Raw genomic sequence first — 14,767 nt, forward strand, 5'->3', positions numbered from 1 at the left:
GTTCTCGATGTTCCATGGCACACCTCACAGAGCAAGTATGCTCTTTTCAAGGTCTCCACCGAACGTGGGTAAGATCAAAGCGGCCAAAAGCGGTCATACTTAGCCGCGGACAGCTTGGCGCTGCGTTCGCAGCCTTTCCATGGAAGGACATAATTCACATCGTCCAACAAGGATGGTGCGTGCCGTGCCGCGAGCAGCGGCTCCGGCGTGCGCGAAAGACTCACATGATGCTACGTAATAGGCGAAACCAGCCTGCCGACGCTGAAACGCATGGTGCCGAGCGCGGACTTGACCGCTTCGAGGGATTCAGCGACGCGGTCTTCGCAATCGCGCTGACCCTGCTGATCGTCGAGATCAAGGTCCCCGGATCTCCCGAGGGCGCGCACGGCTACCTCGACCTCGCAACGGCCATCGCGGAGCAGTGGCGCGAATATCTCGCGCTCGTTCTCTGCTATGTCGTGATCGGGGCCTATTGGCTGCAACACCATTATTCGGGTCGCATCTATGCTAAGAGTGATCACTGGTTTGGCGTGATCAACCTCCTGTTCCTGCTGGCTATCGTCGTCATTCCTTATCCAATCCGCGTCTGGTGCTTCCACCTCGGCACGGGCTTCGAACCCGTCGCCTCAGTGACCCTGGTTGTCGGTCTTGCACTGACCGCCTGCACCTGGATGGCGAAGTGGTTCTATGCAATGCCAGGCCGCCGGCTGATGGACGAACGGCTCGCGCCCGATTTCCTCCAGCAGATGACGCGCCGCTATGGCCTTGCGACGCTGGTTCAGATTGCTGCAGTTCCCGTCGCGATCGCGGCGTCGCGCATCGGAGTGGCCATTGCACTGCTGTGCGTCGCCTTTTTTCTGCTGCCACAACCCAGGCCGCGCTACAAGCCCAGAGAGGAGCCGAGCGAGGCCGAGAGATTGAACAAGTAGCTATTACGCGAGGCCGGCCAATGCGCGTTGTTCTACGCTCCGCCAGTCTGGTTCCGGCCGCATCCCTAAGCGGTCACTCACGGGTCGGCGCCGGCCAGATCAAAGCAGGTGCCCTCCGCGATTCCGCGGGCGGATAACCGCAAGCGGATCGGACAAACTCACTCACTCGGCACTGCGAGAACGTCGCCGACGCGACAGGCGTCGCTTCCCGTGGCAATGCGACAGACCATCTGCGGATGACGAAGGGATTGAGCGGGCAAGTGCAGCACCGCGCGCTCGCCCGCTCGCCGTCTCTACTCTGCTACAAGCATTCTTGCGCTTGCTCAGGTATCGCGCACGAACTCTCCTTCGGCGAAGAACCACGCCGACATCGTGCGTGCCAGTTCGAGCACGACCTCCGCGTCGGTCCGGCCGGAGGACACGCGCACGCGGAACGAATGATCTGCGTCGTCCACCACATGCAGCGTGGCGCGTGGCCCCAGCGTCTCGACGACCGACCTCAGCAGGTGAAGCTCGGCCAGCTTGTCGCGCGTGCCCTGCAGGAAGAGCATCGGCACCGTGACGTCCGCCACGTGCCGTGCCCGCTCCACGCCGGGTGCGCCCGCCGGGTGTAGCGGGAACGCGACGAAAGCGAGACCACGGACGCCGTCGAGCGGGGAGATGGCTTGGGCCTGAGAGGTCATGCGGCCGCCGAACGACCTGCCGCCCGCGAAGAGCGGCAGGTCTGGCAGCCGTCGGCGGGCCTCTGCGACGGCTGCCTGCACCGCAGCATGTGCCACGGCCGGAGAGTCCACCCGCTTGGAGCCCCGCTCCATGTACGGAAACTGGTAGCGCAATGTGGCGACATTGGTCGCCGCAAGCGCGTCGGCTAATGACGACATGCCGGCGTGCTGCATGCCCGCCCCGGCACCGTGTGCGAAGACATACAGGGCTCGCGCGTCCTCCGGCATTTGGAGGAGAGCAGAGACCTTAGTGCCGTCGGGCAGTGCCAGGAAAAGCGATTCGGGGTCGTCCATCGTATTCAGGTCGTGTCGTTGTGGCCTTTGCGACAATTCTGCATCAATGAGGCATCGGAAGCGATTGTGGCGGCCTTCGGCGAGGCATTGGGCAGGTGAATTTGCCGGCCGATCCATGGAGCGCGGGCCTATCGTGAACGGCGTCGCAGACGCGATGTGTCGGTTCACGACCGCAAGGCCGGCCTGTGCGCCGCAACGTGATCTGCGCTATGAGACATCTGCGTGATAGCACGCCTGCATCACTGTCAGCGAGCTGTTACGACACTGCAATCAGCGTCAAAGTAAGTTCTCGAAGGGCAGTTCATTTATCTGGCTCTCTCGAAGAGCATGTCCGGCTGCAAAAGGTTCTGGGTTCGGCCACGAGCGGACTTGGTTACGCTTTTTCCAATGCCGTCAATACGTCGCATGCTATTCGAGGACCAGCTATTGGCGCGCGGCGAGCCGAGTCGCGGCAAAGCGTACAGGTGCGCCGACAGCACCGCCTAGGCGACGTCGTTCATCGCTTACATTTTATTTATTACGGCCCGGCTGCGAAAGCTTTTCCCACCCGAGGTCAGCGAAGCATGGTCCTTGAGTGGCTTCACTGAATTTTACGTCGTTGTATTCCGCGTTCCACTCCAATACGACAATCTCTCCGGTTACATCGACGGTTACGTCCCACCCAACGCAGCGTGCAAATGGAAACTTCGCATGCAGTTCGAGTACCTTATCGACGCATTGCCGAAACCTCGGCAAGCCTAACCCGTCGAACTGGACTTTCGAATCGGGATGCGCGTCGATGTTCGTCCAGTCGCTCTGATAGCCAGTGCTTTGCAGGCGACCATCGGTCAAGTCAGCCGACACGCAAACCTCGGTGTCGGGCCGGACATGACCGTCCGCGGCACGCCCAAGACGCAAGTAACACGCACGAAGAGACACGGCACCGCCGTCGTTTACTACTGTGGTGAAACGAATCGTCGCGACGGCATCAGAACCGAACTGAGCGAAAGTCTGGTGCTGACATATGAACCGTTGGAAGACGCCGTTGCCGAGCGATCGGATTGTGACTGCACCGAAGTCCTGTCGGTTGAGTATGACGACACCCTTTCCTTGACCCGTTTGATCCGATTTGAAGGCGACCTTGTCGGTGTTGCTGAAAAGTGTTTGCTCTAGGTCAGAGCATGAAATCGCCGCGTAGTCCGGGGAAAAACAAATCCCATTGACGTGATAGCCAATGTCAGGGAAGACGTCGTCCTGGAATAGCTGCCGCGACATCGTTTTCAGTTCGGAAACCTTACCATAGTGTCCCTTCAGTAGCGGAACCACCACCCAGCCATAGAAGTTGTCGGGAATCCATCCCTCTTTGAACCTTCCGTTGAGTGCGGTGTACACATACAGCCACGGCGCATAACATGCACTACCCAATACATCGCGTGCGTAGGCTTCTGCTGCCCTTAGCTCCGCCGGGTCAGTCTTACCACGCCTGAATTCGATATTAGTCAAGGCCGCGTGCGCTTCAGAGGCATGCCTGCGGTGAAAAACCCGTCGGCGAAGGTCTTTCCAAGAACTACGAAGCACGGCTTCGACGGGTACTGGTAGCATATTTCTTCCTAAGAAACTGCGTTTGCGACGAATGAATTTACCGTACCAACACATCGCTTAAGAGTTCCTTATGGATCGCTGCACCCGCCCGGACCGGTCGAATTGCCGTCGTCGTTTTACGTAGCTTCGGGCAGTGCGTAGAAAACTACCGCGTATTTGAATCGAACTTTCGTTGCCAGCATGTGATCTCAGATCTGCGTCACTCAAGCGTCGGACGGACGAATCGCTTATCTCGCTTTTTTCCGTTCAGTTCAGCCGACAACTACGTGATTTTCAAAATTTTTTCATCCTTCGTATTATTAATTCATGTTAAGCCCGGCCGCGGTAGCCGCACAGATCACCGAAGTGCCGTCCTCTCGTTCAACTGAGCTTGTCATCGAAGTGGTGACTCGCGTGTTGCACAACGCTCGCACCAGAGGAAAACAGGTTTTCAGCTACGAGCCTCACGATAACGAAGATTCGATTGCGCGGGGCGTTCGGAACGGGCTGCGCTCCGGTGATGACAGCGGACTCGGACTCGGTCTTTCCGCATGACAAAAGTTGTTCGCCTTCTACTGGTCGGCGACGCGGATGTCAGCGGATTCTAAGTGTTTCGATGACGTGGACAGGGAGGAATGCGCGAACGATGTCGCCTATTGGCTGGCGCGCGTCCGGGCGGGTGACCCCGGTTTCGTCGCTGCGTACCGGAAGGCGCAAATGCGGCTTAAGCCGCCCCCTCACATTGCGGCCGAGTCGCCGCGCTGCGCGATAAAACGACTCCGGAGTTAGACATCCAAAGGTCACGGTGCGGCCCAACCGCGTCGGATCAACACGGCGAACAGCGCCCTGCAGATGGCCGTGGCCACCTGCAGGGCTGGTCAGCCAAACCGACGGGCGCTGCGCTGTGCCATCAACCCGGCAGGCGAGCCGACGAAGGCCGCGCCCGCCATGTCAGGGGAAATGGACATCCAGTAGATCCTTGACCACACTGTGGGCAGGGCGATGAAGACGAGCCACCATCCTTCCGCGCGCGTAGAGACGTTCAGCGCGGAGCTTGCTGCCACTGCGAAAAGGAACGTAAGGCGATCGCTAGGCATCGATGGGCCCGCGATGTGCGGCAGGTTTTGGAAGAGCTTCTCCACTTTACACAAATCGCGCGCGCGGTCGACCGCATATCCCGCCCGCGTCAGTGACTTGGCGGCGGGCTCGCCAATGTTGTCATCGTCGGCAACCAATAAAAGACGCATTGAGATCTCTCTTCTGCACTCAAGCTTTGCCAACACATATTTTTGCTTGCGAATAGCTTGGCGGACGCTTACGGCTGAACTACTCAATTGCGGCCCAGGCGGCACCCTGTGAGGATGGCTTACTTTAGGCGAGCCTCCTTCTATGGCAGGATCGCCGGCAGAGTGGTTGTAGCAAGCACAGCAGTACGACGTCGGCCTGCCCAAGCGGCGCTTAAGCGTCGCATAAGGTCTGCGACTGCACTATTGCCCGAACACGCCGACCGGCGAGCAGGGGACAAGCATGGTCAAAGCTGTCTTGCAGCGATCCCGCAGCGTTCATTCGGGGAACCGAGCGCCAAGCGTTCCTGCGCGCGCAAATCCAGTCGCAATACCGGACGCCAATTCCTCGACCGTGGAATTGGCATGACGTCACATACCATTCCCGTCTACCTATGGTTCGTGATTGGTCTTTGCTGCGTCGCGTCCGCTCACGCAGCCGTCGCAGCGCTCTTGCATTCAGTCAAGAGCATCGCCAGAACTGATTACGAGCCGCAACGCACGCATGGTCTCGACGGCGTCCCAGTCAGCGTTCTGAAACCTCTTTGCGGTGAAGAACCTCGCCTTTATTCGAATCTTGAGTCGTTCTGCAGACAGGCCTATCCTTCTTTTCAATTGCTTTTCGGTGTCGCGAGCGCGAACGATCCTGCAGCCAGCGTCGTGCGACGTCTCGCGCGCTGTTACCCCGCGTGCGATATCGAACTCGTGATCGACGCGGCCATGCACGGAAGCAATCGCAAGGTCGGCAACCTCATCAATCTGGCGGCGCGAGCGAAGCATGATGTGATTGTGATCGCCGATAGTGACATCGCTGTTGAGTCCGACTACCTTTCGCGGGTGACGGCCCCGCTCACCGATGAAAGCGTCGGCGTGGTCACGTGCCTGTATCGTGCGCGGCGCATCGGCGGTTTCTGGGCTCGACTTGGCGCGCTGTTCATTGATGAATGGTTCGCGCCGTCCGTGCATATGGCAAACACATTTGGTCACGCCAAATTCGGATTCGGCGCGACGCTCGCACTGACGCGGCATACGCTTGGGCGAATTGGCGGGTTCGAGGCGTTACGCAACTGTCTTGCCGATGACTACTGGCTCGCCCATCGCGCTCGTGCGCTAGGCCTGCGCACCGTGCTCTCCGATGTCGTGGTCGCGACCGACGTCACTGAGCGCGATCTCACGTCGCTATGGCGCCGGGAAACGCGCTGGCTAAGGACGATCCGCTCGATCAATCCGGTCGGCTTCGCTTTCCTCTGCATCACGTTTGCTTCGCCTTGGCTGCTCACCGGCGCGCTGCTCGGCGTTGCGTTCGATACAAGCGGCGCCGATCTCGCGCAATCGACGGCGGACATGATCGTCGACGCCAGCACGTCACTGGGCCTAAGCGCGCGTTTGCTGCTGCACTGGCGCTGCGCGCGTTCAGCGCGCGCATTCTGGCGCGACTTGCCGCTCATCCCACTGCGCGACGTGTTGATGTGCGCGCAGTGGGCTGCAGCGCTGTTTGGATCAAGCGTCGTCTGGCGTGGCGTGCGTGTGCCGCTGGACGGCGAAATGCAAAGCGGCGACGGATACGACGGAAACGCCGCCGAACAGCTCAGGAATTGATCACTTTTCGACTCACATTGCACCCTTCGGACGTCGCACATGAAAAGGACACTTTTCCTCCAAGCCCCGTCGTTCGACGGTTTCGACGGTGGCGCAGGTTCGCGTTATCAGGCGAAGCGCGAGATACGCTCGTTCTGGTATCCGGCATGGCTCGCGCAACCCGCCGCTCTCGTGCCGGGCAGCCGCGTGCTGGATGCGCCGGCGGACGGCCTGTCCGTCGGCGAAACGCTTACCATCGCGCGCGAATACGACGTCGTCATCATCCATACGAGCACGCCATCTTTCCCTGCTGATGCGCTCTTCGCCGAACATCTGAAGGAAGCTGCGCCTGCGGTAACAATCGGTATGGTCGGCGCGAAAGTCGCCGTGGACCCGCACAACTCACTGACTGCAAGCGACGCGATCGACTTTGTATGCCGCGAGGAGTTCGACTATACGTGTAAGGAAGTCGCCGAGGGGTTACCGTTCACGTCCATTGCCGGTCTGTCCTGGCGCAACGCGAAAGGCGAAATCCAGCATAACGATGCAAGGCCCGTTCTGGAGAACATGGACGAGCTTCCCTTCGTCGCCCCCATCTACAAGCGCGACCTGAACATCCGAAACTACTTTATTGGATACCTCAACTATCCGTACGTATCCCTCTATACGGGTCGCGGCTGCCGTTCTCGCTGCACGTTTTGTCTTTGGCCGCAGACGGTCGGTGGACATCGCTATCGGGTGCGGTCGGTCGAGAACGTGCTTGCAGAAGTCAGGTGGATACGCGAAAACATGCCGGAAGTGAAAGAGATCATGTTCGACGACGATACATTCACGGACTTCAAACCGCGCGTCGAGGAGATCGCACGCGGTCTCGGCAAGCTTGGCGTGACGTGGTCGTGCAACGCAAAGGCGAACGTGCCGTATTCGACGCTCAAGATCATGAAGGATAATGGCTTGCGGCTGCTTCTCGTCGGCTATGAATCGGGCGACGATCAGATTCTGCTAAACATAAAAAAGGGTTTGCGCACGGATATCGCACGGCGCTTCTCCGACGATTGCCGCACGCTTGGCATCAAAGTGCATGGCACATTCATTCTTGGCTTGCCTGGTGAAACAAAAGAGACGATAGAAAAGACGATCCGATATGCGAAAGAGATCAACCCGCATACGATTCAAGTCTCGCTCGCCGCACCATATCCCGGCACCGCGCTTTACCGTCAGGCTGTGGATAACGGCTGGCTCGCGGAGAACAAGGTGATCAATCTCGTGAGCAAGGAGGGCGTCCAACTAGCGGCAATCGGCTATCCGCATCTATCCCGTGAAGATATCTATCACGAACTGGAACGCTTCTATAAGCGCTTCTATTTCCGGCCTTCGAAGATATGGGAGATCGTGCGGGAGATGCTGACGAGCTGGGACATGACAAAGCGACGCTTGCGCGAAGGCGTTGAGTTTTTTCGCTTTTTGCGCGCTCATGAAGCATAGCGTCATGCGCGGCCTGATCATCACCGCCGACGACTTCGGCTTGCACGAGCGCGTCAACGAAGCGATCGAGCGCGGACATCGCGAAGGCATCCTTGGGTGCACGAGCCTCATGGTCTCCGCACCTGCCGCCGCCGATGCGATCGCGCGCGCGAAACGGTGTCCGTCGTTGCGCGTCGGCCTGCACATCGTGCTCGCCGATGGTCAGTCGACGCTCGGCGCAGCGCGTGTGCCGGCGCTCACTAAGGCATCGGGATGGATGCCCGATGCGCCCTTTTTCGACGGCGTACGATATTGCTTGCTTCCGCACGTGCGCCGACAGCTTGCGGAGGAAATTCGCGCGCAGTTCGAGGCATTTACCGCAACGGGCTTGCCTCTCGATCATGTGAACACGCACAAGCATCGGCATGTTCATCCGGTCGTGCTCTCGCTGATTCTCGCTATCGGACGCGACTACGGCATGCGCGCGATGCGGCTGCCGTCAGAAGCCCACGCGCCGCTCTGGCTCAGACCGTGGACGGCACTCGTGCGCAGACGTCTCGCGCGGGCACGCATCGCGCACAACGACTACGTGATTGGAATCGCCCAGAGTGGACGCTTCGACGAAACCGCGTGGCTGGCCGCCATAGCAGAAATTGGAAGCCACACCGGAGGTGTCGTGGAAATCTACTGTCACCCTGCGGTGCAAGGCGGAGCGCCGCTGACGCCGTCGATGCAAGGCTACCGGCACGCCGATGAGTTCGCCGCGCTGTTATCGCCGCGCGTCGCTAAGGCCTTGGAGACTGTTCGCCAACGCGGCTTTGCGTTCGGCGGTTTCGCGGATGTTTTCGCCAATGCCTCCGATGCATTCGGCGCGAGGCGGCTCGCTTGAAGCAAACGCACCGGTTGACCGCCGCGTGGCCGCTGACGATCGCGCTCGTTGTCGCGATAGCCATCGGGTTCGCGCTGCGTGACAGCCTCGGCCCCGCGACCGCGCGCGTGGCCGACGCAGGGTTGCCCCTGCTTGCGCTCGTGCCGTTCCGCGCGCTCCCGCTCGCACTGGATGCAGCAGGCTGGTGGATTCTGCTTGGGCGCGCACCGCCGTTCGTATTCATTTGGTGGATCGCGGCGGTGCGCGACGGGGTCAGCCGATTGCTTCCGGTGGCGAGCATCGGCGGCGAGGCGGTCGGCGTGCGACTCGCGTGTTGGAAAGTGCATGATTTACCTGCGGTCGTTGCATCGGTGATCGTGGAAGTGCTCATTACGCTCGCCATGCAGGCGATATTCGCGACCATCGGCATCGCCGTGCTGGCGCGTTCAGCCGCACTAGGGCGCGCAGCATGGCCGCTTGCCGCAGCGAGTGCGACAACGATCGTGGCCGTTGCGGCGAGCTATGTGTGGCTGCGTCATGGGGCGCCATTTTTGACGCTGATGAGGGTGACGCGTCACGTGCTAGGCAGATGTCATTCCCTCTTGATCGCGGTACCTTCGTGTCAACTCGACGATGCGCTCCGCGCGCAGACGCATGCACCGCGCAGATGGCTTGCAGCCCTCATCGCGCAGCTCACGGGTCAGGTGGTCGGCGCATTCGAGAATCAGTTCGCGCTCTGGGCGATCGGCGTTCCGATAACGTTCTCCAATGCGCTCGCCATAGAAGCCGTCGCGCAGATTGCCCGGCATGTGGCGTTCTTCGTGCCGCTCGGCGTGGGCGTTCAGGACGCGGCGATCGTCCTGACGAGCCAGATTGCGGGGCTGAGCACGGAGGCCGCGCTGTCGCTTGCGCTCATCAAGCGGATGCGCGAAGTGCTGTCGGGCGGGCTCGGTATTGGGTCGTGGCTTCTCGTCGAGGCTGCGCGCGGCAGCCACCTGTGGGACGCCGAGCGAGAGAAGCGGCAGCTTCATTGACGCCGGGAGTTCCGTTCGATCTCGGACGCGTTGGACCGCCCCGGCACACATCGCACGGGTTCGAGTCCGCCCGCGCATTGCGGGACGGTTGCTTCCTGCGCCCGCCTGTTGAAGCCGCGAGCTCCCCAGGCCCGCAGCCACAACGTAAGCGAGCGCGCGAGCAATTCGATGACCTCTTTGCAGGTCAGAAGCGTCGATAGACTCCAGCACCGCGACGGAGCGCAGCACAAGGCCGGTCCCAAAGCAGGCGCACTCAGCCTTGTCGCATCGGTCCAGACGGACCCATGCCCGATGTTGCCTATTGGATGTCAGCCTGGCCTCGCACATCCGCCGGCTGTTGCCTTGGCCGACGCAGCGTGCTTGCGCCAGAGAGGCCTGCGACCATTCCGTTTCGACTGGAAGAGGGCCTCACAGAGAGTTGCAGTCTGGAGTTCGTGGGCCGCGCGCTTTTAGAGAATGCGAGCACGTCGCTTTCACAGCTCTTTGATTTGCACTCAGGCAATTGCATGTTTCTGCAGCGCATATGCCACGGCGTCTATGCTGCACGCCTCCTTTTTTACCGTTCTCGGAAGGTCCACTAAGGTTCTCTTAAGCACCTAAGTACTACCCTTGGGGGTTTTCGTCCTTTCAGGAGACGACATGGAAAGACCGAAGCAGGCGTTTGCCAAGGTTCCAGAAGTCACTTTAACGTTCTGGATAATAAAGATTGCGGCCACCACGCTCGGAGAAACGGGCGGCGACGCGCTTTCGATGTCAATGAACCTCGGGTATCTGATTAGTACACTGATCTTCGCCGCCGTGTTCATTGTCGCAGTCACTATGCAGGTCAGGGCAAATCGGTTCCATCCGGTGCTCTACTGGACAACAATCATCGCGACGACGACGGTCGGCACGACGCTCGCGGATTTCGCAGATCGCTCGCTCGGGATCGGTTATGCGGGCGGGAGCATAATTTTGCTTGCGCTGCTGCTTGTGTCGCTGGTGCTGTGGCATCGTGTAACGGGCTCGGTGTCGATCTCGACAATCGTGTCTCCGAAAGCCGAGGCTTTCTATTGGCTCACCATCATGTTCTCGCAAACGCTCGGCACGGCGCTCGGCGACTGGACCGCCGATAGCGCCGGCTTCGGTTACCTGGGCGCCGGGCTGATTTTCGGCGGATTGTTGCTCATAATCGTGGTCGCTCACTACTTCACCGGAGTCTCGCGAACTTTGCTGTTCTGGAGTGCATTCATCTTGACGCGGCCGCTCGGCGCGGTCGTTGGCGATTTTCTGGATAAGCCGCTCGCTAACGGAGGACTGGCGATGAACCGTTACAGCGCCTCTGTCGCGCTTGTAACGTTCATCGTCGTGTGCGCTGTCCTGTTCAGGCAACGGCCCGCGCAAGTAGCGCATTGACCGCGCACAGCGGAAAAGAAATGGAACCAGTTCTGCGACAGTGACTCCGCTGTACCCTAGCTAGCCAACCCCGCTACACGACCACGTTTGCGCTGGCTTAGACCGACTCGGTATCCGGCCTCCCTAGCGTTAACATGCGCCACTTTCGCTGGACGAGGCGGTACTGAGCAAGTGAAGATGCAACGCAACTCGCTGAGCAGAGAATTGGTCGGCCCACTGCGATCATGCCGATCAGCCACTACGAGCACCTTGTACATGTGGAGGGACAGCCATGGAACCGCGATACGGCCGTTCGCGGCGCCTCCGGGCGTCTCGTGCCGATTCTGATGACCGCACTGGTCACCGCGCTGGCGCTTCTGCCGCTCGCCGTAACAAGCGGTGCGGCCGGCAACGAGATCGAAGGGCCGATGACGGTCGTGATCCTCGGCGGGCTGATTACATCTACCGCGTTGAACCCGATCGTATTGCCGACGCTGGCCTTGCGCTATGGACGTTTCGAGCGGGATGAACCTGCTGAGCCCGCCGCCAGCGGCGGCGCAATCGTGGAGCAGTGATGTCTATCCATGCCTTGTTGACGTCGCTCAGCGAACGTCCCTTTCTCGTGCTCGCCGTGGTGTTCGCCGCCGCCTGTACGGAGTCGTTTGCGGCGATCGGCACCTTCGTTCCGACAGGCGTTGTCATGTTCGTCGCAGGCGCGCTGATCGGCGCAGGGGCGGTGAATGCCTGGCTGACACGGCGGCAAGGCGCATTGTGCTAGCCCCGTTCTTCGCGCCCTGGCGGGCTCTGGGCGCCCGCACACATCGCGCCCGGTATCCTGTTCGCATCAAACAACAGTGAGCTGTCAGCTCCCGGGAGCTTTTTTCGCAGCCGATTTTGCTAGCCTGTTGACTGAGCATGCGTGAACTAACCGCAACGCCGAACGTTCCCAAGAATACTTCATGACGCAGGGTTTTCCGGATTTAAGACGAACCCTCCATATGCCCGAGTCGGACTCAGCGTCGTCGCACAGCAGCGCACCGATAAAAGGCGAGTCGTTTGTTGATTCGCAAGCAGACCTCACGCTGAGTGGCTTGGCCGTGGAGCTGGCGCGCTCACGGCGTTCTCTATTGCGCTCGGCGGTGACCGGACCTCCGACGCAGTGTGAGCAGACCGACCAGGCAGTCAAACGACGGCTGGTCAGATATTTCGCCTATTCTGCTCTCGGAAGTGTTTGAGGCTCTGCTGCGTGCGGACCGCTCTGACTTATCGACGGACGAGGAGCGTGTCTCGCTCACCGGAGGGCTGTGCCCACGAGAGTGGCGGGTTACGGATCTGTATTCAACCCGTCGACGTCGAAGCTTTGCTGGCAGTCGTCACGCGAATCGCAGAAGCGCGGTAAGCGACTCATTGACGACGCCCTGTGAACAACGAGCCAAGCACGATGAGACTTTGGAGTGCGTTAGCGGAGTTGCTTCGGTGCGGCAGGAATTTTTTAAGGCAGAAGTGGCTTGTAGTGTCGACACTCTTCGCCAGAAGGATAGGCTTGAAGAGCCAGTTGAGATAGCGATACGGATACTCAAAGGCGGCGCTTACGCCGAATGATTCATCTTTGCACACGGCGAGGACCCTTTAAGGCGCCGCGTTTTACCGCAATATCGGCACCGAGAACTTGGCGGCGACACCGGCGGTCGTTTGCTCTTGAAAAGCGCGCGTTCGGTCGTTTCCCCGGGCGCGGACTCGTACTCGAAACCTTCCGGATAAATGGTCGCGCTTGGTCTATGTTGATATTAACTGCCTTGTAGGTGGTGGACGTTGACGTACGTAGACGGAGACATGACATGTGCAGCCGTTCCTCATCAATGAACAGACGGGTGAGCACGCATCGTCCGGTTCAGGCAAAGGCGCTTCGCCACACTGCAATCGTCTTGCTCGGGGCGGGACTCGCGGTCGCTTGCAATGTGTGGGCGGCGGGTCCCTTGCCGAGCGGAGGAAAGTTTGTCGCAGGGGCCGGTGCTATAACTTCCACGGGCGCACGGTTGACCGTCACGCAGTCGACACCGCGAGGGATCATCGACTGGTGCAGTTTCTCCATCGACAAAGACCATGCTGTCATGATCCAGAACGGTTCGGGCGCTACGCTGAGCCGCGTGACCGGCGCAGAACAGTCCGTGCTCAGAGGATCCCTGAGCGCGACCGGTAGCTTCTATCTGATCAACCCGCAGGGCGTCCTCGTCGGCCCGAGCGGAGTCGTGACGACGGGCGGGCGCTTCGTCGCGTCCGCGCTGGATATCAGCAACGACGCCTTCATGGGAGGCGGTCCGCTCACTTTCACCGGCAGCGGCACTGGCGTCGTCTTGAACCTTGGCAAGATCACCTCCACTGGCGGCGACGTGTTCCTGATCGCGCGCAAGCTCGTCGGGAACGACGGCACGATCAGCGCGCCTTCCGGCTCAGCCGAACTGGCGGCCGGCGACCAGGTGCTGGTGCGCGACTCCGCCGGCTTGCCGCAGACCTTCGTGCAATCGACGGGCAGCCGCGGCGATGTCGTCGACAAAGGGACGATCGCCGCGGCACAAATTGCGCTTCAGGCTGCCGATGGCAACGTGTACGCGCTCGCGGGCAACACGAGTGCTTTGCGCGCGACCGGCACGGCGACGCGCGACGGTCACGTATGGCTCGTCGCCAATGACGGCACGGCGCACGTCCACGGTCGAATCGAGGTGTTACGTCGCGAACAATTCGAGGTGCAGGAGATGAGTTTGTCGCGTGATCGACGAGGTGGAATTTCAGAACACGACCGCGCGTAGCGCGAGACACAGCGGATGTCAGGATGGCCAGTGTTGCTCTGATATCGTGCGATGTTTTCCGGACGCCGTACGAACATCAAGAACAAACTGGCCATGCACCGAATTGTATTTGCGTTTCTCACGCTCGAACAGCATCTTCGCGCCGTCGTGACCACACCTCAGTCATACCGCCCCGATCATTGCCCGCATTGCGGCTTCGGTTGCCTCTGGGGGCACGGCTGTTACGAGCGCAAGGCTGATCGTAGCGCCGACGGCGACCTGAATCCCGTTGCGGTGCCGCGCTTCCAGTGCCCGTCGTGCCGACGCACGTGCTCGCGCCTGCCGCTGTGCATCTGCCCGCGCCGCTGGTATGGGTGGGCGCTGCAGCAGCAGGTACTGCAGTTGTTGATCGCCGGTGCCTCGTTGCGCCGTACCGCCGCGATCTTCGCGCTCGGCTATCACACCGTGCGGCGCTGGTGGCGATGGTTGTCAACGGTCCACGAAGACTTCTCTTTCCATCTGCGCAGCCGGTTTGCATCGCTCGGACGCAGCGTCGGCTTCGCCACTTTCTGGCTCGCCTGTCTCCAGTTGATGCCACTGTGTGAAGCGATGGCCTGGCTCGATCACGACAGTGTCGCTGTCCCGTGATCGGGGGAACCCCGTTCGCTGCGCGACGACGAAGTCTGCGCTTCAACGGGTACCCCACACACTTTGCTCACTGCCCGAGCTCGCGCATTGGCGGTTTCATACGGGTTCCTTCATTTTTACGGGGAACACCTATGAACGAAGTCGATCCGAAGTGAAGCGCACCGGGTTTTCCGGAGACCTCAACTCCTGAGAGAATGAGGAAATGGAAAACATCGACAAAGCAAAAC

General features: G+C 60.3%; 12 protein-coding genes and 1 pseudogene. 10 read left to right on the top strand and 3 right to left on the bottom strand.

Going from position 1 to position 14,767, the window contains the following annotated elements; translation table 11 throughout:
* The first annotated feature begins 224 nt into the window (after positions 1-224).
* Positions 225-929, top strand: coding sequence for a TMEM175 family protein (locus tag AB6804_RS30240; protein WP_370889588.1), 705 nt, complete (start codon positions 225-227; stop codon positions 927-929).
* A 323-nt stretch (positions 930-1,252) separates the two neighbouring features.
* On the opposite strand, the gene AB6804_RS30245 is transcribed toward AB6804_RS30240, so the two are convergent.
* The 3 genes from AB6804_RS30245 to AB6804_RS30255 all read right to left on the bottom strand — a co-directional run bounded on the left by AB6804_RS30245 (position 1,253) and on the right by AB6804_RS30255 (position 4,752).
* A complete protein-coding gene (locus AB6804_RS30245; RefSeq protein ID WP_370889589.1) occupies positions 1,253-1,945 on the bottom strand; it encodes an alpha/beta family hydrolase in 693 nt (230 codons plus the stop codon).
* Between the two features lie 510 nt (positions 1,946-2,455).
* Entirely contained in the window at positions 2,456-3,427 is a 972-nt protein-coding gene (locus tag AB6804_RS30250) for a sugar-transfer associated ATP-grasp domain-containing protein (protein WP_370889590.1), read from the bottom strand.
* Between the two features lie 956 nt (positions 3,428-4,383).
* Entirely contained in the window at positions 4,384-4,752 is a 369-nt protein-coding gene (locus AB6804_RS30255) for a hypothetical protein (protein WP_370889591.1), read from the bottom strand.
* A 402-nt stretch (positions 4,753-5,154) separates the two neighbouring features.
* Between AB6804_RS30255 and hpnI the strand changes: the two genes are divergently transcribed.
* From hpnI to AB6804_RS30300, 9 genes and pseudogenes are all read left to right on the top strand, one after another.
* Positions 5,155-6,387: a bacteriohopanetetrol glucosamine biosynthesis glycosyltransferase HpnI gene (gene hpnI / locus AB6804_RS30260; protein ID WP_370889598.1), complete on the top strand. Its 1,233-nt coding sequence runs from the start codon at positions 5,155-5,157 to the stop codon at positions 6,385-6,387.
* Positions 6,388-6,426: 39 nt separating this feature from the next.
* Entirely contained in the window at positions 6,427-7,851 is a 1,425-nt protein-coding gene (gene hpnJ / locus AB6804_RS30265; RefSeq protein WP_370889592.1) for a hopanoid biosynthesis associated radical SAM protein HpnJ, read from the top strand.
* A gap of 4 nt (positions 7,852-7,855) precedes the next feature.
* Positions 7,856-8,719 carry a hopanoid biosynthesis-associated protein HpnK gene (hpnK, locus tag AB6804_RS30270; RefSeq protein ID WP_370889593.1) on the top strand — a complete coding sequence of 288 codons (864 nt, stop codon included), beginning with the start codon at positions 7,856-7,858 and terminating at the stop codon, positions 8,717-8,719.
* On the top strand, positions 8,716-9,732 hold the full coding sequence (locus tag AB6804_RS30275) for a lysylphosphatidylglycerol synthase domain-containing protein (protein WP_370889594.1): 1,017 nt from the start codon (positions 8,716-8,718) through the stop codon (positions 9,730-9,732). The genes hpnK and AB6804_RS30275 overlap by 4 nt, the downstream gene beginning before the upstream one ends.
* 639 nt (positions 9,733-10,371) lie before the next feature.
* Positions 10,372-11,127: a hypothetical protein gene (locus tag AB6804_RS30280; protein ID WP_370889595.1), complete on the top strand. Its 756-nt coding sequence runs from the start codon at positions 10,372-10,374 to the stop codon at positions 11,125-11,127.
* 218 nt (positions 11,128-11,345) lie between these two features.
* A pseudogene (locus AB6804_RS30285) lies at positions 11,346-11,681 on the top strand (efflux RND transporter permease subunit); the annotation flags it as partial.
* Positions 11,681-11,884: a hypothetical protein gene (locus AB6804_RS30290; protein ID WP_370889596.1), complete on the top strand. Its 204-nt coding sequence runs from the start codon at positions 11,681-11,683 to the stop codon at positions 11,882-11,884. The pseudogene AB6804_RS30285 and the gene AB6804_RS30290, both read left to right, overlap by 1 nt.
* 1,081 nt (positions 11,885-12,965) lie before the next feature.
* Complete coding sequence (locus AB6804_RS30295) at positions 12,966-13,913, top strand: filamentous hemagglutinin N-terminal domain-containing protein (RefSeq protein ID WP_370889597.1); 948 nt, start codon at positions 12,966-12,968, stop codon at positions 13,911-13,913.
* A 93-nt stretch (positions 13,914-14,006) separates the two neighbouring features.
* Entirely contained in the window at positions 14,007-14,540 is a 534-nt protein-coding gene (locus AB6804_RS30300; protein WP_318290186.1) for a DUF6431 domain-containing protein, read from the top strand.
* Positions 14,541-14,767: the final 227 nt, after the last annotated feature.

The organism is Caballeronia sp. RCC_10, assembly GCF_041360715.1.
In the GTDB taxonomy this organism is placed as follows: domain Bacteria; phylum Pseudomonadota; class Gammaproteobacteria; order Burkholderiales; family Burkholderiaceae; genus Caballeronia; species Caballeronia grimmiae.